Source organism: Nocardioides ginsengisegetis (assembly GCF_014138045.1).
In the GTDB taxonomy this organism is placed as follows: domain Bacteria; phylum Actinomycetota; class Actinomycetes; order Propionibacteriales; family Nocardioidaceae; genus Nocardioides; species Nocardioides ginsengisegetis.
Window position 1 is genome coordinate 492,899 of the sequence record NZ_JACGXA010000001.1, and the last position, 23,926, is coordinate 516,824.

Below are 23,926 nucleotides of genomic sequence, written 5' to 3' on the forward strand. Positions count from 1 at the left end.
TGGTCAGCGGGAGGCGGGCTCCCACTCGTCGACGGGTGCGGTGACCTCGGTCGGCTGGTCGCCGCGATCGAGCTTGCTCGGCCACCAGATCTTGCTGCCCAGGTCGAGGTTGAGCGCGGTGACCAGGACCGACCGGACGATCATCGTGTCGAGGATGACGCCCAGCGCGACCGCGGTGCCCATCTCGGCGAGGAACACCAGCGGGATGGAGCCGAGGACGGCGAAGGTCGCCGCGAGCACCAGGCCGGCCGAGGTGATCACGCCACCGGTGGCCGACAGGGCGATCAGCGAGCCCTGGCGGGTGCCCTTGGTCATCGTCTCCTCGCGGACCCGGGTCATCAGGAAGATGTTGTAGTCGATGCCCAGGGCGACGAGGAAGACGAACACGAAGAGCGGGAACGAGGCGTCGGCGCCGTTGAAGCCGAAGACGTACTCGAACAGCAGCGTGGAGATGCCCAGCGCTGCCCCGAAGGACAGCACCACGGTCAGCATCAGCAGCAGCGGCGAGAGCAGGGCCCGCAGCAGCACCATCAGGATGAGCATCACGACGATCAGGACGACCGGGATGATCACCTTGTTGTCGCGGGTGGAGGCCTTCTCGATGTCGAGGTAGAGCGCGGACGTGCCGCCCACGAGGGCGTCGGCCCCGCTCACGCCGTGGACCGCGGTGCGGACCTCGGTGACCTTGTCGAAGGCCGCTTGCGCGGCGACGTCGCCCGGAACCGTGGCGGTCACGAGGGCGACCCCGTCGACCGGCGGGACCGAGGTGTCGGGGGTGCTCAGCCCGGGGACCGTGGCCATCGCGGCGGCGACGTCCTGGGCCTTGTCGGCGTTGGCGACGACCATGATCGGGGTCGAGGTGTCGACGAGACCGTGCTCGATGAGGACCTTCTGTCCCTTCACCGAGTCGAACTCCTTGGTGTACTGGTCCTCGGTGGACAGGCCGTGGGCGTCGAGCTTGAACAGGCCCAGGCAGGCCACGAGCAGCACCACGGTCGTGCCGACCCAGACCGCGCGCGGGCGCGGGGAGATCCGGCGTCCGACGCGTGCCCACAGGCCCGAGGCGGTCGGCTCGGCCGAGCCCATGTGGGGGCGCGCCGGCCAGAAGATCCAGCGGCCGCAGATGACCAGCAGCGCGGGCAGCAGGGTGACCATCACCAGCAGGGTGATGCCGACGCCGATCGCGTTGACCGGGCCGAGGCCGGCCGTGGAGTTCATCTCGGCCAGCATCAGGCAGAGCATGCCGACCACGACGGTGCCGGCGCTGGCGAAGATGGCCGGGGCCGCGCGGTGCAGCGCGAAGGCCATCGCTTCGTGCCGGTCCTCGTGGCGGCGCAGCTCCTCGCGGTAGCGGGCCACGAGAAGCAGGGCGTAGTCGGTGCCGGCGCCGACGACCAGGACGGTCAGGATGCCCTGGGACTGGCCGTTGACGGTGAGGTCGGCGTACTTGGCAAGGAAGTAGATGACCGCCTCGGAGGTGAACAGGGCGAAGACGGCGCTGATGATCGGCAGCAGCCAGAGGACCGGGCTGCGGTAGGTGAAGAGCAGGATCAGAATGACCACGCCGAGCGTGGCGAACAGCAGGGTGCCGTCGATGCCGGCGAAGGCCTCGGCCGAGTCGGCGGCCTGGCCACCGGGACCGGCGATGTGGGTGGTGACCCCGTCGATCGCCATGATCTCGCGGAGCTTGTCGGCGGTGGCGGGGAGGTCGTTCCAGCCGTTCTGGCCGAAGTTGTAGGTCACGACGGTCTGGGCGACCTCACCGTCCTGGGACGGGATCGGGCCCTGGACCTGGCCCACGACGCCCTTCATGTCCTGGATCTCGGCGACCTGCTCCTTGATCGCGGACAGGTCGCCGGGGGTCAGGCCGCCGGAGCGGGTGTAAACGAGGACGGTGGGGATGTCGTTCTGGTCCTGGAAGGGGGCGAGCTTCTCCAGCGCGCGCGTCGACTCGGCCGACGCGGGCAGCCAGGAGGAGGCCTCGTTGTTCTGGACATCGGTCAGCTTCGAGGCGAAGCCGCCGGCGACGCCGAAGATGATGATCCAGGCGACGAGGACGATCCACTTGGTGACTCTGCCGGTGAGCTTGCCGGCGATCTGACGATGCATGGGAGAACTCCATCACGGGGCGGGGACAGTCGGCATCGGGGTTTTCCCTGATCAGACCCGAACTGTGACCTCGACTCATCGGTGGAGCCGTTGCCGGCTCCCCGTCAGGAGGTCACCTCGCAGTTCTGGACGACGTTGGTGCCCGGACCGCCGCTGCAGACGTCGTTGTTGCCGCCGGGCGGGAAGGGCGGAGTGCCGGGGTTCGGGTTGTCGCCGTCGATGAAGTCGTCGCCCGGACCTCCGGCGATGTTGTCGCTGCCGAAGTTGCCGTAGAGGGTGTCGTTGTCCGGACCGCCGGCGATCACGTCGTTGAGCGGACCACCCAAGGCCTCGTCATCACCGGGACCGGCGTTGATCGTGTCGACACCACCGAACCCGATGATCTCGTCGGCGCCCATGCCACCGTCCAGTGTGTCGTTGCCGCCCAGGCCGGCCAGGAAGTCGTCACCCTGACCGCCGCTCAGCGTGTCGTCGTTCGCCCCGTTCGACGGGACCGACGGGTCCGTGGTGAGCGGGTCGTCCCCGATGAGGGTGTCGTTGCCCATGCCACCGCTGATCACGTCGTTGCCGCCCTGGCCGCACACGACGTCGTCGCCACCACCGGCGTTCACGACGTCGTTCCCGGCGCTCGCCACGATGACGTCGTCGCCGCTGGTGCCGTTGATGACGCCTGCCCCCACGATCGTGGCGGGGAGCTCACCACCGGGCGGTCCACAGACCGGTGTGCCCTCGGCGCTGGCGACCCCGGTGACGTGTGCGCTGAGCAGCAGCAGCGTCGCTGCGGCGAGTCCTGCGGCAACCTTGTGCATGAGCGTCTCCCTCTGTGATTCCTCCGTCATCCGCCACGTCCGTGGCCAAGCGCGACCTGTGACGCCTATCAGACATGAGGGGAGGCTGAGCGGCGATCGCTCGCGGGTGACCTGTTTTGGGGACGCGGTGACGTAGAGGGTCGGGTGCAGGTGGCCGCGCCTGCGGCGCGGTTCAGAGACTTACGTGGTCACCGCAGGGCTCGCACGAGGTGCCTCCGGGCCCTGCTTGCCGGCTTTCGGTCGCCTGGCTCGACCGTCGTGATCAAGGTTCACAGATTGGTCGTACGTCGGCCTATGTCCTTCGGTTGAAGGCGACCTTCCCGCCGGCCTGTTTGGTCATCGTGAACTTCGGGTCGTGCGCCCGGGCGTGGTGATGGGGGCAGAGGAGCATGCCCTTCTCCACGGAGGTCTCGCCGTCGAGGTGCCAGGGGATTTCGTGGTGGCCGTGGCACAGGCCTGGTGGCCAGTCGCATCCTTCCGCGTTGCAGCCGCCCTGTTCGATGGCCATCGCGATCCGTTGGGACTCGGTGTGGAAGCGGCGCTTGCGGCCCAGGTCCAACACCTGGGACTTCCCGCCGAGCACGGCGGGGATGATCCCGGCCTCGCACGCGAGCCGGCGGGCCTGGCCGGCGGTGATCCGCTCACCCGTGTCCAGCGACGCCGCCCTCAAGCCGCCCATCAAGGTGGAGATGTCCATCGTCACCACGACCGTGGCGGACACCCCGCCAGACTTGGGCAGGCGGTTGACCGGGTAGCGCTCGATGAGCTCGACGAACGCCTGCCCCATCCGCTCGGCACTGGGCCTGCGCTCACCGAGGCCGCCGTCGACGGCGGCCCGGTGCTTGGGTGCGGCGAACGCCAGCAGTGCCTTCTTCAGCATCGCGGCCTGCGCCGAGGGCAACGTGAACCGGCCGTGCACCTTGCCGTGTCCGTCGTCGGTCATGGTCAGCTTGGTGGACCGGGCCGCGTCGCGCTCCTCGTCCTCGAGCTGCTTGGCCTCGTGCGCCTCGGCGGCGTCGGGGTCCAGGAACTCCAGGATCCGCCGGCCCAGCTTCTTCAACGCCTGCGCGTCGTGCTCGGCGGCGAACGTGATCAACATCGCCTCCGCCTCGTCGCGATGCTCGACCGGGAGGACCTCCACGGCGTCCACGATCACCCGCGCCTGCTCGACCAACACGTCCCCAGCGGCGACCGCCGTCCGCAGAGCCGGCCGCGCCGCCAGCGCGACGGCTAGCCGCATCTTCCCGTGCGCGGCGGTCTGAGTCTGGTGGGTGGCGTGCGCCCAGAAGTTCGAAGGCGAGGTCGCCCCGACCGACTCACCAACCCCGACGGTCTTGGCGTGCTCGGCGACCCGCATCTCGATCTCCTGCGCCCGAGCGACCATCCGGGTGGCCTCAGCCAGAGTCGCGGCGGCCTCCTCCGTCGACATCGACCACAACGACGCATCCGAGACCTCGTCCAAGCTTGCGTGGACAGCGGCAACAGCGCGCGACACCTGGTGTCGAGGAGGCTGCTGGACCATCGCTGTCATGGATCAATTCCAGCAGGGACCACCGACAAAACCGCAGGCCAGAGCCCCTATTTGCGATCGAGAAAGGTAAAGAATCGAGAGAATTTTGAAACCTGGATCACGACGGTCGAGCCAGGCGGCCGAAAGCCAGGAATCAGGGCCCGGAGGCACCTCGTGCGAACCCTGCGGTGACCACCCAAATTCTGGAAATACGCGCCGAAGGCGCGACGTCCCGCAGCGAAGCGTCGGCGCGCTAGCCCCACTCAAGGCCCCACCTTGGCTCACCGGGTTTCGAGGCTCAGGCGTTGCACGCCTTCGCACCTCAACCAGCGAAAGTCAGATGCCGAGGGACCGGCCGATGATCTCCTTCTGGATCTCGGTGGTGCCGCCGTAGATGGTCTGGATGCGGCTGTCGACGTACGCCTTGGCGATGGGGTACTCCATCATGTAGCCGTAGCCGCCGTGGAGCTGGACGCCCTGGTCGACGATCTTCTTCTGCAGCTCGGTGGTCCACCACTTCGCCATCGAGGCGAGCGAGGTGTCGACCTCGCCGGCGTTGAGCTTGAGCACGCAGTCGTTGACGAAGACGCGGGCGATGTGGACCTCGGTGGCCATCTCGGCCAGCAGGAAGCGGTTGTGCTGGAACTTCCCGATCGGCCGGCCGAACGCCTCGCGCTCCTTGGCGTAGTCCAGGCAGAGCTGGAGGACGTGCTCGCAGGCGGCGACGGCGATCGCAGCGATCGAGATCCGCTCCTGCGGCAGGTTGACCATCAGGCTGATGAAGCCCGAGCCCTCCTCGCCGAGCAGGTTGGTCTTGGGCACCTCGACGTTGTCGAAGAACAGCTCGGAGGTGTCCTGGGCCTTGAGGCCCATCTTGTCGAGGTTGCGGCCGCGCTCGAAGCCGGCCATCCCGCGCTCGACGACGAGCAGGCTGATGCCCTGGTGGCCGGCGTCGGGGTTGGTGCGGCAGACCACGATGACCAGGTCGCTCATGATGCCGTTGGAGATGAAGGTCTTGGAGCCGTTGAGGACGTAGTGGTCGCCCTTGTCGACCGCGGTGGTCCGGATGCCCTGCAGGTCGGACCCGGCGCCCGGCTCGGTCATCGCGATCGCCGAGATCAGCTCGCCGCTGACCAGTCCGGGGAGCCAGCGCTGCTTCTGCTCCTCGGTGCCGAGGCTGCTGATGTAGGGGACGATGATGTCGGTGTGCACGGCGAAGCCGAGCCCGCTCGCCCCGACCCGCGAGATCTCCTCACTGACGACCATGTTGTAGCGGAAGTCTTTCGCGCCCATGCCGCCGTAGGCCTCGTCGACGTCGAAGCAGAGCAGCCCCGCCTCGCCCGCCTTGGTCCAGACCTCGCGGCTGACCTGGCCGTCGGCCTCCCACTGGTCGTGGAAGGGCACGACCTCCTTGTCGAGGAAGGCGCGGACGGTACGCCGGAAGTCCTCGTGCTCCTGCTCGAAGATCGACGTCGGCTTGCTCATGGGTCCTCCGGAGGATGCAGGGGTGGGCGGAACCACTGTGACAGTTCCACTGTCAGCATTCAAGGAGGTGTTCGGCCGCGTCGCCCTGCCGGGTCTACCGTGAAGGGGACATGGACCGGCGTCGTCCCTCGCGCGTCAGCCGGGCCGTCGCGGCAGCCACGGCCCTGCTCGCGGCGTCGTGCGCCTCGGACAGCTCGACGAGCTCGTGCCCGACCCCGCCGACACCGACCGGCCCCTGCGCCGACCTCCTGTTCGGAGGGCGGCTCTACGACGAGTGGCGCCCGGTCGACCGGCCGGCGATCCTCGCGGAGGTCGGCAACTCGACGTACCCGGCGTGCAACGTCACGACCTGCGGCGGTGACCCCTTCGAGGGGTTCGGCGCGACCGATGTGTGGCAGCTCGACGGGGTCGATCCCACGCGGGCTGTGATCGGGTTGCGCGAGGGGACGCACACCTACGTCGTCTTCGTACGCCGCGGCGTCGACCCGGAGTCGCTGCCGACCGGCGACTGACGACGCATCAGTCGATCGGGCGGGCGCGCCCGGCGAGGACCTCGGCGGTCGTGGTCACGTTGGCGAACTCCTCGTGGAGGCTCGCCGCCGTCGCCCGGCTGAGCTCGTCGGCCGACAGGAGGGTGCCGTCGGGGTGGCGCCGGTCGTGGCAGAAGGTCGCGTCGATGGGGAAGAGCACGGGATGGCCGAGGTTGGCGCCCATCCGGACGGTCGTCTCGCAGCAGTGGTTGGTGGTGATGCCGCAGACGACGATCCCCGCCGCCTCCTGCTCGAGCAGCCAGGCGTGCAGGTCAGGGCTGCCGAGGAAGGCCGAGTTGACCTGTTTGGAGACCAGCAGGTCGGGCTCGGCGCGGCCGAGGTAGTCGCGCAGGTCGTTACCCGGCGTGCCCGGGGTGAGCGCGGACCCCTCCTCCGTGCTGTCGTGGCGGACGTAGACGAGCGGCCGGCCGTGGCTGGACCAGTCGTCGACGAGAGCCGCGATGTTGTCGTCGCAGGCCGGGTTGTTGCGGGCGCCCCAGACCGGGTCGTCGAAGCCCTGCTGGGCGTCGACGACGATGAGTGCCCAGCCGGCGTACGGGTCGGTCACGCCCCCACTCTAGGCGTAATCTCGAGGCATCGACCCGCGCGTGAAGGGGGCGAAGAAGTGAGCGACTACGCCGTGACCGACCCGGCGACCGGCGAGGTCGTCCGGGAGTACCCGACCGCCACGGACGCCGAGATCGAGGTGGCCCTCGCCGCTGCGGCGGCCGCCTCGCGCGACTGGTCGCGGACGACGATCGTGGCCCAGCGCGCCGCGCTGGTACGGCGCGTCGCAGAGCTGCACCTCGAGCGCCAGGGCGAGCTCGCCGCGACCATCGTCCGGGAGATGGGCAAGCCGCTCCAGGACGCCCGCGGCGAGGTGGCCTTCAGCGCCGCCATCCACGCCTACTACGCCGACAACGCCGAGGCGCTCCTGGCCGACGAGCCGATCGCGCTGCTCCACGGGGAGGGGGACGCGCTGATCCGGAAGTCGTCGTACGGCGTGCTGCTCGGGATCATGCCGTGGAACTTCCCCTACTACCAGGTGGCCCGGTTCGCCGGGCCCAACCTGTGCATCGGCAACCCCGTGCTGCTCAAGCACGCACCGCAGTGTCCCGAGTCGGCGGCGGCGCTCCAGCGGATCTTCGACGACGCGGGCTTCCCGGCCGGCGCCTACGTCAACGTCTACGCCAGCAACGACCAGGCCGCCGCCATCATCGCGGACCACCGGGTCGCCGGGGTCTCGCTGACCGGCTCCCAGCGCGCGGGCGCCGCGGTCGCCGAGGTCGCGGGCCGGCACCTGAAGAAGGTCGTGCTCGAGCTCGGTGGGTCCGACCCGTTCATCCTGTTGTCGACCGACGACCTCGACGCGGTCGTGGAGCAGGCGGTGGCCGCGCGGATGGACAACACCGGGCAGTCCTGCAACGCCGCCAAGCGCTTCATCGTGGTCGACGACCTCTACGACGCGTTCGTGGAGAAGTTCACCGCCGCCGTCCTCGCGTACGCCGAGGGCATCGCGCCGCTGTCGTCGGTCGCCGCTGCCGAGCGCCTCCAGGAGCAGGTCGACCGGGCCGTCGCGCAGGGCGCGTCCCTGGCGTCGTCCGGAGCACGCCGGGGCGCGTTCTTCCCGACCGGGGTGCTCACCGGCGTCACCGCCGACAACGACGCCTACCGCGAGGAGCTCTTCGGCCCGGTCGCGACGGTGTTCCGGGCCGCGTCCGAGCAGGAGGCCGTCGCCATCGCCAACGACACCCCGTTCGGCCTCGGCTCCTACGTCTTCACCAGCGACGCCGAGCAGGCTGCCCGCGTCGCCGACGCGATCGACGCCGGCATGGTGTTCGTCAACGGGGTGCTGCTGGACGGCGCCGAGCTTCCGTTCGGCGGCGTCAAGCGCTCCGGCTTCGGCCGGGAGCTGGGCCGCTACGGCATCGACGAGTTCGTCAACAAGAAGCTGATCCGCACCGTCAGCTGATCCACTCCTTGACCTGCGCCACGGTGGCGGCCGGGTCGTCGGAGGCGGGGATGACGGAGAGCTCGGTGCAGCCGGCCTCCTGGAAGGCCGCGATCCGCTCCTTGACGTATGACGCGGGGCCGACCAGGTTGCCCGCCTCCAGCCACTCGAGCGGGACCTTGGCCTCGGCGTCCCGCTTGTTGCCGCCGAGGTAGAGGTCCTGGATCTCCTTGGCCTCCTTCTCGTAGCCGTACTGGCAGGCGAGCTCGTTGTAGAAGTTCTTGCCGCGGGCGCCCATGCCGCCGACGTAGAGCGCGTACATCGGGCGCATGAAGTCGAGCATCCCCTTCACGTCCTCGCCGATCGCGACCATGCCGCCGGCGCTGATCTGCAGCGGCCCGAGCTCGGGGGCGCGCTTGGCGACGCCGGCCGCGATGGCCTCGCCCCAGACGTCCTTGGCCTTGTCGGGGTGGAAGAGGAACGGCAGCCAGCCGTCGGCGCACTCGGCGGTCATCTCGACGTTCTTGCTGCCCAGGGCGGCGACCCAGAGCGGCACGTCGGCGCGCTCGGGCTTGTTGAGCAGCTTGAGGGGCTTGCCGAGGCCGAGACCCTGGTCGGCGGGCAGCGGGATCTTGTAAATGCCGTCGCTGGTCAGCGCCTCGCGGCGCAGGCCGCGGCGGAGCATGTCGAGGATCTCGCGGGTGCGGCCGAGCGGCTTGTCGTAGGGGAGTCCGTGGAAGCCCTCGATGACCTGCGGGCCCGAGGCACCGAGACCGATGACGGCGCGGCCGCCGGAGACGTTGTCGAGTCCGGCCGCGGTCTGCAGCAGGGCGCCCGGGGTGCGGGAGTAGATGTTCAGGATGCCGGCGGCGATCTCGACCGTCTCGGTCTTCGCGGCCAGGTAGCCCATCAGCGTGGGGGAGTCGAAGCCGTAGGGCTCGGCGACCCAGATCCGGTCGAGGCCGGCCTTCTCGAGTCCGGCCAGCTGGTCGGCGGTCTCGCGCGGGTTGCCGGCGTAGGTCAGGGGCATCGAGAGCTTCATGGCGGTCACTCTGACACCGGCGCTGTCACAGTGGCAATGGGTTCACCGGCTCCAGAGACCGAGGTCACGGCCGAGCGGCTCGGCCAGGGTGGCGGCGTACTCGGTGGTGAGGTGGTCGACGTCGCGGTAGGTGATCGTCGAGCCGACCACGATCGGGCAGGAGCCGTCCCAGCACAGCCAGCGGGTCGGGTCGGTGACCTCCACGCCGTGGGCGCGGGCGCGGCGGACCGGGACGGCGCCGAGGGTCCGGGACCGGTCCAGCGGCCGGAAGAGGCAGTCGCCGAGGTCGGGGTCGCCGGTGGTCAGGCAGGTCGCCGGGTCCTCGGGCGACTTGGGCACGTCGCGGATCAGGGCGACGTGGGGGGCCAGGTCGGTGAGCCGGTCGAAGAGCTCGTCGTAGCCGGCGGTCAGGACGCGGCTCACGGCGCCCTCCTCCAGCAGGTGGTTGCCGTCGACCCAGACGCCGTTGACCGGAGGAGAGGAGGCGACGACGACGAGGTCGGGGTCGAGGTCCGCGACCTGCTGCAGCACCCAGTCGTGGAACTCGTCGCAGTCGGCCCACGGCTTCCCCTCCTCGAGGTCGCCGACGGTCACGCGGGCGGCCGTGCACTGCGGCTTGACGAGGTAGTAGGCCTTCCAGCCGTCGTGCCGGGCGATCTCCTCGAAGGCGGGGATCCAGGCGCGGGCGTGCGAGTCACCCGTGACGACGAGGGTGCGCTCCCCGTCGGGGTTCCCGCGAGGGCACAGGTCCCGAGTGTCGGGGAAGTCCGTGTAGTCGCAGTCGCCGACGTCGGCCACGGAGTCGCGCAGGCTGAGCACGTCAGGCGTCAGGTCACTGGGCACGGGCCGGTGGTCGCGGGCGGCCAGGACGCTGGCCCGGACCAACGCGACGGTCCGGTCGGCGCCCGGCGGGGCGCCGTACTCCCCGACGGTGACGGCCGGGTCGTGCCCGAGCTCGCCGCCGCGCCACTCGGTCCACCACCACGAGCCGGTGCAGGCGACCGCGACCAGCGCGACGCAGGCGGGGTAGAGCGCGACGGCCCGCGGCACCGTCAGCACCCGGGCGGGGCGGCCGGTGCGGAACGGCGTCTCCACGAACGTGTACGTCGCTCCCGCGAGCGCGAACGTGGCCAGCAGCGCCGACGCGGTCTCGAGGCCGGTCAGGGAGCGGCCGAGGTGGCGCTCGGCGAGGACCAGCACCGGCCAGTGCCACAGGTAGAGCGAGTAGGACCAGTCCCCGACGGTCCGGAGCGGCTGGAGGCCGAGCCAGCGGTTGGGGGTCGGCTCGTGCCGTCCCGCGCCGGCGAGGAGCACCAGAGCGGTCCCGACGACGGGGAGGGCGGCCGCGGAGCCGGGGAACGGCGTGGCCGTGGTGAAGGTCAGGCAGGCGACCGCGATCGCGGCGAGCCCGGCGCCGGTGAGCAGGGCCAGCGCCCTCGGGCTGAGCGCGCGGACGAGCCGCGGCGCGACGAGCGCGGTGAGGGCGCCCAGGCCGAGCTCCCAGGCGCGCGTCAGCGTGGAGAAGTAGGCCGCCACCGGGTCGCTGCCGGTCTGCACGACCGACCACGTGAACGACGCGACGGTGGCGACGGCCAGCACGACGGCGAGGTCCCGGCGGGGCAGCGGGGTGCGGCGTCGTTCGCCCCGCGCGGTGAGCACGACCGCGGCGAGGAGCAACGGCCAGACGAGGTAGAACTGCTCCTCCACCGACAGCGACCAGTAGTGCTGGAGCGGTGAGGGGCCCTGGTCCTGGGCGAAGTAGTCGACCCCGTCGGCGGCGAAGTGCAGGTTGGCGGCGAAGGCCGTGGCCCAGCCCGCGTCGGTCACCACCTGGCGGGCGTCGACCAGGCTCAGGTAGACCAGCGAGGCGGCCAGGGTCACGACGGTCACCAGGGTCGCGGCGGGCAGGATCCGGCGGGCCCGGCGGGCCCAGAAGCCGGCGAGGCTCAGCCGGCCGGTGCGCTCGACCTCCGCGAAGAGCAGGCGCGAGATCAGGTAGCCCGAGACGACGAAGAAGACGTCGACGCCGACGTAGCCGCCGGTGAGGCCCGGGATGCCGGCGTGGGCAGCGATGACGGTCAGGACCGCGACCGCGCGCAGGCCCTGGATGTCTCCGCGCACCCGGTTCGCCACGCGCAGACCGTACCCAAGGGGGTCGGGTCAGGGTGTGGGGCAGGTCGAGCGGTAGGGCTCGTCCCCGAAGTACTCCTGCCACTCCGCACCGGACAGGTCGCGGCCCACGGCCCGGCACGCGAACGCGATGGCGTGCTGGGCGCTGGGGTCCCAGACGTAGACCGCGGGGTCGCCGGACCAGGGAGCGACCAGCAGAGAGTGGCCGTCGGGGCGGAACTCGGCGGACACCAGGAACCTGTTGGGGGCGGTGATCTCGCTGACCGGGGTGCCGGTCGCGCTGTCCCACACCACGACCGAGCCGTTGGCCCCGGTGGTCACCAGCTGGGAGCCGTCAGGCGAGAAGGCGCCCCAGAAGACACCTGCGTCGTGGACCCGCAGGGGTGGACGGACGGGCTGGTGGGTGTGGAGGTCGATCACCTCGACCTCGCCGTCGAAGCCGGTCGCCGCCGCGTAGCGACCATCGGGGGAGTACGCCGCCCAGATCCCGTTGCCCATCGAGAGGTGTCCGGTCGCGAGCCTGGTGCCGTGCTCGAGGTCGACGAGCGCCCACTCCGTCGAGGGGTCGTTCCACAGCGGGTCGGGACTGGGCCCACCCATGAGCACGAAGGCCGTCCAGTCGTCCGGCCCGGCGGCCACACAGCACACGTGCTTGCCCAGGTCGACCGGCTTGCCGAGCGGCGACAGCGTGTCGGCGCCGACCATCGAGATGCGTCCGTCGAGCTCGGCCACGACCAGGCGACTGCCGTCGGGGGAGAAGTCGGTCTCGACGACCCGCGGCCCGCCGGGACGGAAGGAACGGACGAGGCGGCCCCGGCGCCCGTCGAAGAGCTCGACCGTGCCCCCGTCGGCATTGACGTAGCGATCGTGCGACCAGCTGCCCCCACCGAAGGAGAAGCCCTCACGGGCGGCCCGGACCGTGTGGGCGCGTCGCCGGGCGACGTCGAGCAGCACGTAGGTCTGACGCGGCGCCGACCCACGGCACAGCGCGAAGGCGACGTACCCCCCGGAGGGTGACGGGGTGGCGAAGCAGGCGCCCTCCCGGTTGGTCGCGGTCCACGGCAGGCCTTGCACCGGGATGCGCCGGAGGAAGCGACGGTCGCCGTCGACGTCCCAGCTGCGCAGCGCGTGGTCGTGGCCACCGCTCACGACGGTGGCGCCGTCGGGAGTCAGCGCCACGGCCGGACCGGCGCCGAAGCCCAGCGGGAACTGGGCGACCCGTGCCCCGGAGCGGGTGTCCCACACGGTGGTCTCCCGATCCGGCCAGGTCGTCGTCAGCAGGCGCTCGCCGGACCGGTCGAAGCGGACGACGTCGACCTCGGCGGTGGTCCGGACCTGCCGCCGCACGCGGCCGGTCCGGGCGTCGACGAGGGCCACCGCCCGGGTCGTGCCCAGGGCGACCGCGAGGAACCGACCGTCGGGGCTGACCTCGAGACCGGAACCGTCACCGTCCCCCGGGTCGAAGTCCAGCGACGCGAGCGGGCGGACCGCGCCGGTGGTCAGGTCGTGCACCGCCAGACCGGGGGCGGAGTAGAGCAGCCGACCGTCCGGGCTGAGCGCCACCGAGGCCCAGCCCCAATGGCTCGTGAGGTCGACGAGCGTGGGCGGTCGTTGCGACCTCAGGTGCCAGACCACTGCGGTGACAGGACCGCCGCGGTCCCCGCGGGTGACCCGGACGAGGACGGCCGCGAGGGTGGTGCCGTCCCGGCTGAAGGTGAGGTCGGTGACCCGCCAGGGCCCGCCGGGCACCCGGGGGAGCGCGGGGGCGACAGGGGCGAGGCCGTTGCCGCGCAGGAGCACGACGGGGTGCCGGCTCAGGGCCGTGCTGGCGACGGCGACCATCTGGCCGTCGGGGGCGAACTCGACGTTGCGGATCTGCTCCATCTCGGTGCGCGGGGCCCCGACCTGGCGGGTGGCGACCTGGTGGCCGGTGGCCAGGTCCACGAGGCGCACTTCGTGGGTCGCGTCGACGGTCACGACGCGGCGGCCGTCGGGGCTGATGTCGACCGCGAGCGCCTCGGCGCCGTCCAGGTGCCAGGACCGCACCAACGCGGGTCGCCTGGCCAGGACCTGGGTGAGGCTGCTGAGGGTCTGAGGTGACGACTGCAGGCGGACTCCCGCGACGCCGAGCAGGAGCGCGAGGTCGATGTCCTCGGTCACCACGGCCTGGGCGCCGGCGCGCTGGGCGCGCGCCGAGAGCGCGGCCGCCTGTGCCGTGGCCTCCGCGCGTACGGCGGTGGTGGCGTTGCGGCCCGCACGGTCGGACTGGACGACGGCGACGCCGCCGGCCGCCAGCGCCAGCACGAGCAGGACGACGGCGCCGGCCAGGACCAGCCGCAGCCGACCGATGAGGCGCGCCTGCCGCCGCGCGTGCTCGGCGGCGAGGTCGGCCTCGGCCTCGGAGGTGGCCCGGGAGGCCTCCAGGAAGTCCCGCTCGACCTCCGTGAGGGCGATCGAACCACGTCGCCGCCAGTCCCGGGCCTGCACCAGGCGCACGCCGCGGTAGAGCTCGCTGTCCGGGCGGCCGAGCGTCTCCCACGCGTCGGCGGCGGCGGAGAGGTGGTGCAGGATCCGCTGCCCCTCGACGTCGTCGTCGAGCCAGGACCGGAGTCGCGGCCAGGCGCGGGCGAGTGCCTCGTGGGTGATCTCGAGGACCCCGTCGCCGCTCGTCACCAGACGGGCGGCGACGAGCATGTCGATGAGCCGCATCATGTCCGGGTCGGTCGCGACCTGACGGGTGGGGACGGGGCTGAGGACGGGCTCGCCCTGGTGGCCGGGGGCGACGAGCCGGAGCACCAGGTCGCGCATCAGGTGCCGGAGCCCCGGCTCGATCTGGCCGTAGAGCCGTTCGGCCGACTGGGCGACGGCTCCGTGGATGCCGCCGGACGCCCGGTAGCCGGCCACCGTGAGCGTGTTGCTCTCGCGCCGCTTCCAGGTCTCCAGGAGGGCGTGCGACATCAGGGGGAGGGCCCCGGGGTCGTCCTCGACCTCACGCACCAGCACGTCGACCAGGCCCGGCTCGATCATCAGCCCCGCCTGGCGGGCCGGGGCCTCGACCGCCTCGCGCAGCCCCGCCTCGCTGAGACCGCCGACGAGGTAGAGGCCCTGCTCCACGAGCCGCGCGAACGACGCGTGCGCGGCCAGGTCGGCGAGCCGGTCGGCCCGCAGCGCGAGGGCGATCGTCCGGTCGGCGGCCTCGTCGACGAGGGCCTGGAGGAAGTCCTGCTGCTCGTGCGGGTCCGCGCAGAGCGAGAAGACCTCCTCGAACTGGTCGATCAGCAGGACCGTCCCGCGGGGCAGTCCGTCGGCGGCCGTCAGTGCCCGCATCGGGTGCCGGCCCGGGGTGATCAGGCGGGTGGCGCGGCCGTCGCGGTGCAGAGCCGCTGCCACCCCGGCCCGGAGCAGCGACGACTTGCCCGACCCCGAGGGTCCGACCAGGGCGAGCACCGGGGTGCGGGCGAGCACGCCCAGACAGGCGGCCACGTCCTCGGCGCGGCCGAAGAACCGGTCCGCGTCGTCCACGTCGTACGGCATCAACCCCTGGTAGGGGCACTCGCCGTTGGTGACGACCGGTCCCTCCGTCAGCAGCGCCGCGTCCTGCCGGAGGATGGCCTGCTCCAGCGCCGCGACGTCGGGGCCGGGGTCGATGCCCAGCTGCTCGGCCAGGACCCTGCGGAGACGGTGGAGGGTGCGCAGCGCCTCGGCCTGCTGGCCGGCCTGGTACTGCGCGAGGGCGAGCAGCGTCCAGCGGCGCTCGCGCAGCGGGGCCGCCCGGACCATCGTCTGGGCCTCGGCCAGGACGTGCCCGTGGCGCCCGGACCGCAGGTGCGCGTCGACCCGGAGCTCCTCTGCCTCGAGGTGCAGCTCCACCAGCCGCCGGACCTCGGCCTCCGCAGGTGCCCAGCCGTCGAGGTCGGCGAAGGGGTCCCCGTTCCACAGGGCGAGCGCCTCGGTCAGCTGGAATCCGGCCCGGTCGCTCTCGCCCAGGGACAGCAGCTCCCGTGCACGGACCACGATCCGCTCGAAGCGTCGGGCGTCGACCTGGTCCGGCGGCAGGACGAGCACGTATCCGTGGTCGGAGGTGGTGATCGCGGTGGGGCCGAGCACCTTCCGTAGCCGCACGATGCAGCCCTGCAGGACCTTGTGGGCCGAGCTGGGAGGGGTGTCGCCCCACAGCGCGTCGATCAGCAGGTCGGCGCTGACCGGACGACCGAGGCGCGTCGCCATCGTCTCGAGGACGACCCGGTCGCGGCGGCCGATGCGCTCGGCACCGTCCACGGAGAGCGGGCCGAGAACCGCGATTCCCACTCGTCCACCGTCGACCCCGTCCAGACCGCCCGTCAATGACGCGGATGGGCGGCGATACCAGGGCGATACCGATGCGGCGAGGTCGTGGAACCGGGGGGTGTCAGACCAGTGGGTGAGGCCGGCCAGACCGTCCGGCCCGACAGAAACTCCGACAGGGGAAAGTCATGAACCGCTACTCACTCGCCGCCGAGTCCCGCACCTGGTGGTGCCCCTCGGCCGCAGCCGGATCGCTCGGGGCGACGGCGGTCGCCCTCGTCGCGCTCTCCACGCCGGTGGCCGTGGCCATGCCGGTCGAGACGACCCGCTCCGAGGCCCCGGCCTCGCTGGTGCCGTTCTCCTCCGCCGCCACGACCGGGGTCGAGCGTCCCTGCTTCATCCTCCAGCCGCACTGGAACACCGGGCTGGACGGCCCGCAGCCGACCTGCCTCACGCAGGTGTCGGACCCCGTGGCCGAGCGCGTGGCCACCGGCTCGCTCTCGGGCGGCTACCGGGACGAGCCGGACCACGTGATCCGGCTGAACCTCGACTACCTGCCTTGATGCCGACCCTCGCCCCGGGTCAGGCCTGGTGCTTGCCGTTCCAGCTGTCCCAGAGGGCGGCGTACGACCCGCCCGCCGCGACGAGCTCGTCGTGGGAGCCGAGCTCCGAGATCACGCCGTCCTCGACCACCGCGACCCGGTCGGCGTCGTGCGCCGAGAAGAGCCGGTGGGCGATCGCGATGACGGTGCGGCCGTGCAGCACCGCCGCCAGCGAGCGCTCGAGGTGGCGGGCGGCGCGCGGGTCGATCAGCGACGTCGCCTCGTCGAGGACGAGCGTGTGCGGGTCGGCGAGCACCAGTCGGGCCAGGGCGATCTGCTGGGCCTGCGCGGCCGTGACGGGTCGCCCGCCCGAGCCGACGACCTCGTCCAGGCCCTCCGGCATCGCGTCGACCCAGTCGAGGGCGTCCACGGCCGCGAGGGCGGCCCGGATGTCGTCGTCCGTGGCTCCCGGGGGAGCCGCGAGCGCGAGGTTCTCGCGGAGCGTCCCGACGAAGACGTGGTGCTCCTGGGTGACCAGCGCGACGTGCCCGCGCAGGTCGGCCAGGGGCAGCTCGACCAGGCCGACCCCGCCGACGGTCACCTGGCCGGTCCGCGGGGGATGGATGCCGGCGAGCAGCCGGCCGAGGGTCGACTTGCCCGCACCCGACGGGCCGACCATGGCGATGCGCTCGCCGACGCCGACCGACAGGTCCACGCCGTGCAGGACGTCGCGCCCGTCGACGTACGAGAACCGGACGTCGGAGGCGTCGAGCTGCTCGCCGTCGGGGGTCGAGCCCGAGACCTCGCGGTCGTCGGGCACCTGCGCGACGCCGAGCAGGCGCGCCAGCGACGCCGCACCCATCTGGAGCTCGTCGAGGATCGAGACGATCCGGTCGACCGGGTCGATCAGCATCTGCACGTAGAGCGTCGCGGCCGTGACGTCGCCCAGCGACGCGTGGCCGTGCATGTGCAGCCAGCCGCCGAAGAGCAGCGTGGCGACCGTGGGGATCAGGTAGGCGATCTCCATGTTGGGGAAGAACACCGTGCGCAGGAACAGCGTGTAGCGCTCCGCCGCGTAGGACTCCCGGATGTCGTCGTCGATGGCGCGGACCCGCTCGTCGCCCAGGCCCAGCGCCTCGACCGTGCGGGCGCCCTCGACGGTCTCGGTGAGGGTGGCGTTGATGGCGGAGTACGACGCGCTCTCCCGGAGGTAGCCGTCCTTGGCGCGAGCGAGGTACCAGCGCAGCCCGATCACGAGCGGCGGGACGCCGAGCAGGCAGGGGAGGGCTACCCACCAGCCGACACTGATCGCGGCCACGAAGGTGACGATCGCGGTGATCACGGCGATCACCCACTCGGGCAGCGCCATCCGCACCGACCAGCCGAGCTGGTCGACGTCGCGGCTGGTGCGCGTGAGCAGGTCGCCCGACCCGGCGGACTCCACGACCCCGACGGGCAGGGCCAGGGTGTTGCCGACGAAGTCCTCGCGCAGCTCGGCCAGGACCTGCTCGCCCAGCACCGTGCTGACGTAGCGGGCGTAGCGGGTGAGCACCGTCTGCGCGACGAGGAAGCCGGCCAGCCACAGCATGATCCGGTCGACGTGGCCGGTGGTCGTGCCGCTCTGGACCTCCTGGACCAGGTTGCCGAGCAGCCGCGGGGCGGCCAGCCCGGTCAGGGCGGCCGCGACGTGCAGGACGACCGCGCCCCAGAGCATCCGCGGGTGCTGGCGGGCCAGCCGGGCGGCGTACCGCCGGACGGCGCGGGTGTCCGCGACGGGGAGCTTGGTGCCCACGCTCATCGGACCGCCTCCATCTGGTCGGCGGACTCGCGGGTGACGACCATCCGGTAGTCGGGGTTGGTCGCGAGCAGGTCGCCGTGGGTGCCCGTGGCGACGATCCGCCCGTCGCGCAGGAACGCGACCTCGTCGACGGCGTCCAGCATCAGCGGGCTCGACGTCGTCACGACGGTCGTGCGGCCGGCGCGGTGCGCGCGCAGCCGTGAGGCGATCCGGGCCTCGGTGTGCGCGTCGACCGCGGACGTCGGCTCGACCAGCACGAGGATCTCGGGGTCCGCCGTGAGCACGCGCGCGAGCACGAGCCGCTGCCGCTGGCCGCCCGAGAACGTCCGGCCGCGTTCGGCGACCAGGGTGTCCAGGCCGTCGGGCAGGGCCTCGAGGATGTCGTCGGCCGAGGCGGTGTCGAGCGCGCGGTCGACCGTGCCGGTGCCCGTGGTGTCCAGCCGGTCGCCGAGGCGTCCGGAGAAGAGGATGGCGCCGGTGTCGGAGACGACGACCCGGTCGCGGACCTCGGCCCGCAGCAGCGACGTGAGCGGCACCCCGCCGAGCGTGACCTCGTCGTCGACCACGGCGGCGCACAGGCCGAGACGGTCGGCCAGCGCGGCCGACTCGTCGGGCTGCTCGCTGACTACGGCGGTCAGGCGGCCGGCGCGGACGTGGAGGCCGGTGCGCGCGTCGAGCAGGTCGGAGCCGGGCGGCGGCGACGCGGCCGGGACCTCCGGGTCGACCACGTCGGGGGTCAGGGCGAGGACCCGGCAGACGCGCCGCGCCGAGACCCGGGCGCGGATGATCTTGTTGGCGTACTCGGTGGCGGTGCGCAGCGGGATCATCAGGAACGCCGAGTAGCCGTAGAACGCGACCAGCTCGCCGGGCGTGATCCGGCCCTCGACGGCGTAGCGGGCGCCGAGCCAGACGACCAGCACGACGAACACGCCGGGCAGGAAGACCTGCAGCGCGTCGAGCACCGACTGGAGCCGGGCGACCTCGACGCCGGCGCGTCGTACGGTCTGGGACTCGCGGCGGTAGCGGTCGTGGAAGACCTGCTCGCCGCCGATCCCGCGCAGCACACGCAGGCCGCCGACGATGTCGCTGGCGGTGTTGGAGAGCTCGCCCATCAGGTGGCGCTGGGTGGCCGAGCGCTCCTGGAGAGGGGAGAGCAGGGGCCCGACGAGCAGCATCAGGAGGGGTACGCCGACCAGGACCACCAGGCCGAGCGTGACCGAGGTGGACAGCAGGATCACCGACACGAGCAGGAACGACACGACGGCGCCGGCGAACCGTGCGGACACGTCCATGACCTGGCCCAGGTGGGACAGGTCGCTGGTGCCGATCGCGACGACCTCGCCGGTGGAGACCTTGCGGGGGAGCGTGCCGCCGAGGTGGACGGTCTGGCGACCGACGAGCTGCACGGTCCGGTAGGCGGCGGTGAGCCAGTTGGTCACCGCGAACCGGTGCCGGATGATGCCGCTGACCGCCTGGACCAGTCCGATCGCGAACATCACCGTCGCCCACTTGAGCAGCTCGGAGCCGTCCCGGGCGGCGACGCCGCGGTCGATCGCGCGGCCGATGACGGCCGGCAGCACCGCCTGCGAGCTCATCCAGACGATGCCGAAGAACATGCCGAGGGCAAGGGTGTGCCACTGCCCCTTCGCCATCCACAGCAGGAACCGCCCCGGCGACCGGTGGTCGGCGGTGCCGGGATGGTCGAGGGGGAGCTGGCGCACCCTCGAACGGTACGGATCTCCAGGTGGTCGGAGCGAATCGTTTATCGCCGACCGGTCGGCGGTGGGGTCAGAACTTCTCGTCCGACAGCCGTGCGGGCAGCAGCACGAGGACCGTGACCAGGTAGGCCAGGAGGGCGCCGGCCACCGCGACCGCGACCCAGCGGTCCACCACGACGTCGAAGATCAGCAGCGCCATGCCGGCGATCAGGGTCGAGACGCCGAGCAGCACGACGTGGACGAGCCGGTGCGCGGTGACGACGACGCGCTCCTTGACGTGCTCACCGGAGAGTCGCCGGTGCACGGCCACCGGCCCCATGACGGTGGCGGTGGTGAGGGCGGCGACCGCGACAAGGAAGAGGTAGAGGGTGCGCTGGAAGTCGTCGAGCGTGGCGAACTTCTGCTGGAACGGCAGCGTGAGCAGGAAGCCAGCCGTCAGCTGTGCCCCGGTCTGCATCACCCGGAGCTCCTGGAGGAGCTCCTCCCACTTGCGGTCCAGACGTTCCTTGTCGGTCTCCTCGGCATCACCCTGGTCGTCACTCATGGCGACAGTCTGGACCTGATCGGGCTCCGCCGCGGGTCACACGCCGAGGTCGGTGACCACCTCGGCGCCGGGGATCTCGGCGAGCAGCCGCCCGGGCAGGAGGAGCTTGGAGCTCCGGACCCCGGCACCGACGATCGCCACGTCGATGTCGACGCACCGCGCGTCTACGAGCAGCCGCCAGTCGTCGGGCAGGCCGACCGGCGTGATGCCGCCGTACTCCATGCCGGACTCCTCGACGGCGCGGTCGGTGGACAGGAACGACGCCTTGCGCACGTCGAGGGTCCGCTTGACGAGGCTGTTGACGTCGGCGCGCGTGTCGGCGCGTACGACGCAGGCCGCGACCCGCTCCTCGCCACCGCGGCGGCCGGCGACGACCACGCAGTTGGCGCTGTCGAGCATCGACAGGCCGTAGGCCTCGGTCATCGCGGCCGTGTCGGCGAGGTCGGGGTCGATCTCGACCACCGCCACCTCCGCGGCGCCGGGCCAGGTGCGGAGCGCGGCCGCGACGGGTGCACCGACGAGGTCGAGGTGCTCGAGGACGGGCAGGGACGTCAGGGTGCCGAGGCTCGGGATCGTCACCCGCCCATCCTGACGGGCTCGTCCCCCGATGGTCACCCGGGGTTCACGTGCACCCCGTCGCACCGTCACGATGCCCCCGGACGCTGGAGGTCATGACGACCCGCCGTCTCCCCGAGCAGCTGCCCCTGGTGATCGGCCACCGTGGGGCCTGCGGCTACCGGCCCGAGCACACCCTCGCCTCCTACCGGCTCGCGATCGCGCTCGGCTGCGACTACGTCGAGCCCGACCTCGTCTCCACGCGCGACGGGGTGCTCGTCGCGCGTCACGAGAACAACATCGCGGCCACGACCGACGTGGCCGAGCACCCGGAGTTCGCCGACCGCTGGGCGACCCGCAGCGTCGACGGGGTCGTGGTGTCCGGCTGGTTCACCGAGGACTTCACGCTCGCCGAGCTCAAGACCCTGCGCGCCACCGAGCGGCTGCCCGAGCTGCGCCCCGGCAACACCCGGTACGACGGGCTGTTCGAGGTCCCGACCTTCGACGAGATCCTGGAGCTGGTCGCCGCGGAGTCCCGTCGCACCGGCCGCCGGATCGGCGTCTACCCGGAGACCAAGCACCCGTCGTACTTCGCCGGTCTGGGGCTGGCGCTCGAGGAGCCGATGCTCGCGGCATTGCGACGCCACGGCCTGGACCACCCGGGCTCGCGGGTCTTCCTGCAGTCGTTCGAGGAGGGCAACCTGCGGGCTCTGGCCCGGCGCACCGAGCTGCCGCTGATCCAGCTGGTCGACGCGCCGGACGCCGGGATGCTCACCCGCGCGGGCCTGGCCACGATCGCGACGTACGCCGCCGGCGTGGGCGTCCACAAGGACCTCGTGCTGCCGCGTGACCCGGCGACGGGGGCGACGGGGGAGCCGTCGACGTTGGTGGGCAACGCGCACGCCGCGGGGCTGGTCGTGCACGTGTGGACGCTCCGCGACGAGAACCACTTCCTCGGCACCAACTTCCGGGTGCCGGGCTCCGCGGGAGTCCGCGGCAACGCCCTCGGCGAGGCCCGGGCGTTCCTCGAGGCGGGTGTCGACGGCGTGTTCACCGACGCCAGCGACACCGTGGCGGAAGCGCGCCGCCTCTGGGTCGAGGCGGCACGCGTCCTGGTCTGACCGGGCTCACTCCTCGGGCAGCAGCAGCCACATGACGGCGTAGGCCACGACGAGCGAGCCCATGCCGAAGATCGCGCCGAGCACGGTCAGCACCCGCACGAGCGTGACGTCGATGCCGAGGTAGTCCGCGACGCCGGAGCAGACGCCGCCGATCATCCGGTTGTCGGTGCGGCGTACGAGCCGCCGCGTGGGGATCGGGGACGGCTGGGGCTGGGTGGTCATCGGGTCTCCTCGTGGGTGATGGGGGTGGTCTCGGTGGTCGGGTCGGTGGTGTCGTTCGTGCCCACCCAACCCGTGCTGCGGCTGGACCAGCGGTCGCGGCTGGTCATGGTCGTGGCGATGAGTCCGGCGAAGCCGGCGACCACCCACGGGACCGGCAGCAGCCAGCGGATGTCGTCGCCCTGGACGACGTCGCCCTGGACCAGCGCCCAGACGCCGATGAGTCCGACGAAGGCCAGGCCCATGACGAGGTGGCCGATGCTGACGGGGTGGCGGCCGGAGATGCGCTCGGGCTGCCCGAGCTGGTCGGTGTCCATGGTCTGCTCCTTCATCACTGGTGCACCTCGATCGAGCCGACGCTGAGCTCGGCGTCGATGGTCAGCTGGGGCGCACCCTGGCGGGCGGCCTCGTGGGTGCGGGACATCTGGACGTCGATGCCGCCCGACTCCTCGCCGAAGAGCTGGATGTCGCCGGGGCCGTGGACACGGGCGGTGACGGAGGTGCTCAGGCCCGGAGGCACGATGACCTCGATCCGGCCGAACTTCGCGTCCAGGAAGATGGTGCGGCCGTCCAGGGCTCCGAGGTCACGCACCTGCCGGAGGTCGAGGACCACCTCGCCGTTGGAGATCTCGTAGCCGTCCGGGAGGGCGACCGACGACGTCGGCGTCGGGTGCAGCTGGGTGCCGTCGAACTCACCGGCCGCGGTGGTGCCGGCGAGGGCGGCCGCACCGATCAGGCCGACCAGGATCAGGCCCCCGGCCCGTCCGAAGAACGCACCGACCAGCAGCATCACGCCGGTGATCGCGACGGCCAGCGCCGGGTAGGCCGACGGCACGACGTGCAGGCCGGCGACGTCCACGATCCCCAGGGTCCCCTCGGCCAGGGCGATCAGCGCGAGCGTGAACCAGAAGAGGATCGGCCCACGCCGCTTCGGCGGCCACGGCCGCACCGGGGCGACGGTGGAGGCCGGCGGCACCCAGCGGATGTCGGAGTACTGCGGGGCGCTCGGCGGGACGGCGTACTGCGCGGTGTACGGCGCGGGGCTGGGGGCCTCGTACGGCGCTGCGTACGGCGTGGGCCCGGCCGCGGGCGGCACCGACGGCCGGCGGTTCTTCCGGGTGAGGAAGAAGAGCACCGCGAGGGCGATGATGACGAGCGGCCACGGGTACCAGACGCCCGACCAGGTGTTGCCCATCAGCGTCAGCGCCGCGATGACGCCACCGATGATGAGCGCGACGGCGCGGCTGCGGTCGTCGAGGCCGAAGGGCCGGCGCGGGCTGCCCTCCTCGGGCAGCAGCAGCCAGCAGGCGCCGTAGAAGATCAGCCCGGCGCCGAAGAACGCCGTCACGACGAACGTCACCCGCACGACCAGGGGGTCGATGTCGAGGTGACGTGCGATGCCGCCCGCCACGCCGGCGACCTTGCGGTCGTCGACCGTGCGGCGCAGGCGGCTCAGGTCACGGACGTCGTCGCGGTTGACGCGGGGTCCGTGGTCGGCGCCGGGCGCCGGGCCGGAGGGTGCATCGGGCGGTGTCGTTGTCATGGCACCAGCCTCGTCCGCCGCGGGTCCGCGCACCAT

19 protein-coding genes are annotated in these 23,926 nt (G+C 72.0%); 4 read left to right on the forward strand and 15 right to left on the reverse strand.

What is annotated here, in order from left to right; all coding sequences use genetic code 11:
* Positions 1-3: 3 nt before the first annotated feature.
* The 4 genes from FB382_RS02365 to FB382_RS02380 all read right to left on the reverse strand — a co-directional run bounded on the left by FB382_RS02365 (position 4) and on the right by FB382_RS02380 (position 5,913).
* On the reverse strand, positions 4-2,109 hold the full coding sequence (locus FB382_RS02365; RefSeq protein ID WP_182536462.1) for an MMPL family transporter: 2,106 nt from the start codon (positions 2,107-2,109) through the stop codon (positions 4-6).
* 104 nt (positions 2,110-2,213) lie between these two features.
* Positions 2,214-2,918, reverse strand: coding sequence for a calcium-binding protein (locus tag FB382_RS02370; RefSeq protein WP_182536464.1), 705 nt, complete (start codon positions 2,916-2,918; stop codon positions 2,214-2,216).
* Positions 2,919-3,210: 292 nt separating this feature from the next.
* Positions 3,211-4,347 carry an HNH endonuclease signature motif containing protein gene (locus tag FB382_RS02375; RefSeq protein WP_246377079.1) on the reverse strand — a complete coding sequence of 379 codons (1,137 nt, stop codon included), beginning with the start codon at positions 4,345-4,347 and terminating at the stop codon, positions 3,211-3,213.
* Positions 4,348-4,764: 417 nt separating this feature from the next.
* Positions 4,765-5,913, reverse strand: a complete 1,149-nt coding sequence (locus FB382_RS02380) for an acyl-CoA dehydrogenase family protein (protein ID WP_125039076.1) — start codon at positions 5,911-5,913, stop codon at positions 4,765-4,767.
* Between the two features lie 110 nt (positions 5,914-6,023).
* On the opposite strand from FB382_RS02380, the gene FB382_RS02385 reads away from it, so the two are divergent.
* Positions 6,024-6,425, forward strand: coding sequence for a hypothetical protein (locus FB382_RS02385; protein ID WP_182536469.1), 402 nt, complete (start codon positions 6,024-6,026; stop codon positions 6,423-6,425).
* A 7-nt stretch (positions 6,426-6,432) separates the two neighbouring features.
* Here FB382_RS02385 and FB382_RS02390 read toward each other — a convergent pair whose 3' ends face one another.
* Entirely contained in the window at positions 6,433-7,011 is a 579-nt protein-coding gene (locus tag FB382_RS02390; RefSeq protein ID WP_182536471.1) for an isochorismatase family protein, read from the reverse strand.
* A 57-nt stretch (positions 7,012-7,068) separates the two neighbouring features.
* Between FB382_RS02390 and FB382_RS02395 the strand changes: the two genes are divergently transcribed.
* The gene (locus tag FB382_RS02395) at positions 7,069-8,415 is read left to right on the forward strand and encodes an aldehyde dehydrogenase family protein (RefSeq protein WP_182536473.1); all 1,347 of its coding nucleotides are present in this window, start codon (positions 7,069-7,071) and stop codon (positions 8,413-8,415) included.
* Here FB382_RS02395 and FB382_RS02400 read toward each other — a convergent pair.
* The 3 genes from FB382_RS02400 to FB382_RS02410 are packed head-to-tail and all read right to left on the reverse strand — an operon-like array spanning position 8,408 to position 15,874.
* A complete protein-coding gene (locus FB382_RS02400; RefSeq protein ID WP_182536475.1) occupies positions 8,408-9,436 on the reverse strand; it encodes an LLM class F420-dependent oxidoreductase in 1,029 nt (342 codons plus the stop codon). The genes FB382_RS02395 and FB382_RS02400 overlap by 8 nt on opposite strands.
* Before the next feature lie 42 nt (positions 9,437-9,478).
* Positions 9,479-11,569, reverse strand: coding sequence for an acyltransferase family protein (locus FB382_RS02405; RefSeq protein WP_182536477.1), 2,091 nt, complete (start codon positions 11,567-11,569; stop codon positions 9,479-9,481).
* A gap of 27 nt (positions 11,570-11,596) precedes the next feature.
* Positions 11,597-15,874 carry an nSTAND1 domain-containing NTPase gene (locus tag FB382_RS02410; protein ID WP_182536479.1) on the reverse strand — a complete coding sequence of 1,426 codons (4,278 nt, stop codon included), beginning with the start codon at positions 15,872-15,874 and terminating at the stop codon, positions 11,597-11,599.
* Positions 15,875-16,038: 164 nt separating this feature from the next.
* Here FB382_RS02410 and FB382_RS02415 point away from each other — a divergent pair, with 164 nt between their 5' ends.
* Complete coding sequence (locus tag FB382_RS02415) at positions 16,039-16,413, forward strand: hypothetical protein (RefSeq protein WP_182536481.1); 375 nt, start codon at positions 16,039-16,041, stop codon at positions 16,411-16,413.
* Positions 16,414-16,432: 19 nt separating this feature from the next.
* Here the strand turns inward: FB382_RS02415 and FB382_RS02420 are convergent, their stop codons facing one another.
* The 4 genes from FB382_RS02420 to FB382_RS02435 all read right to left on the reverse strand — a co-directional run bounded on the left by FB382_RS02420 (position 16,433) and on the right by FB382_RS02435 (position 21,031).
* On the reverse strand, positions 16,433-18,190 hold the full coding sequence (locus FB382_RS02420) for an ABC transporter ATP-binding protein (RefSeq protein ID WP_220481232.1): 1,758 nt from the start codon (positions 18,188-18,190) through the stop codon (positions 16,433-16,435).
* Complete coding sequence (locus tag FB382_RS02425; protein WP_182536483.1) at positions 18,187-19,911, reverse strand: ABC transporter transmembrane domain-containing protein; 1,725 nt, start codon at positions 19,909-19,911, stop codon at positions 18,187-18,189. The genes FB382_RS02420 and FB382_RS02425 overlap by 4 nt, the downstream gene beginning before the upstream one ends.
* A gap of 67 nt (positions 19,912-19,978) precedes the next feature.
* Complete coding sequence (locus tag FB382_RS02430; RefSeq protein ID WP_182536485.1) at positions 19,979-20,452, reverse strand: DUF6328 family protein; 474 nt, start codon at positions 20,450-20,452, stop codon at positions 19,979-19,981.
* A gap of 36 nt (positions 20,453-20,488) precedes the next feature.
* Entirely contained in the window at positions 20,489-21,031 is a 543-nt protein-coding gene (locus FB382_RS02435; protein ID WP_182536487.1) for a YbaK/EbsC family protein, read from the reverse strand.
* A gap of 92 nt (positions 21,032-21,123) precedes the next feature.
* Here FB382_RS02435 and FB382_RS02440 point away from each other — a divergent pair, with 92 nt between their 5' ends.
* Positions 21,124-22,128 carry a glycerophosphodiester phosphodiesterase gene (locus FB382_RS02440; protein ID WP_182536489.1) on the forward strand — a complete coding sequence of 335 codons (1,005 nt, stop codon included), beginning with the start codon at positions 21,124-21,126 and terminating at the stop codon, positions 22,126-22,128.
* 6 nt (positions 22,129-22,134) lie between these two features.
* Here FB382_RS02440 and FB382_RS02445 read toward each other — a convergent pair whose 3' ends face one another.
* From FB382_RS02445 to FB382_RS02455, 3 genes are read right to left on the reverse strand one after another with little or no spacing between them, the layout of a single operon-like run.
* On the reverse strand, positions 22,135-22,350 hold the full coding sequence (locus FB382_RS02445) for a PspC domain-containing protein (RefSeq protein WP_182536491.1): 216 nt from the start codon (positions 22,348-22,350) through the stop codon (positions 22,135-22,137).
* Complete coding sequence (locus FB382_RS02450) at positions 22,347-22,679, reverse strand: hypothetical protein (RefSeq protein ID WP_182536493.1); 333 nt, start codon at positions 22,677-22,679, stop codon at positions 22,347-22,349. The genes FB382_RS02445 and FB382_RS02450 overlap by 4 nt, the downstream gene beginning before the upstream one ends.
* A complete protein-coding gene (locus FB382_RS02455; RefSeq protein WP_182536495.1) occupies positions 22,679-23,890 on the reverse strand; it encodes a PspC domain-containing protein in 1,212 nt (403 codons plus the stop codon). Before FB382_RS02455 ends, FB382_RS02450 begins: the two co-directional genes overlap by 1 nt.
* Positions 23,891-23,926: the final 36 nt, after the last annotated feature.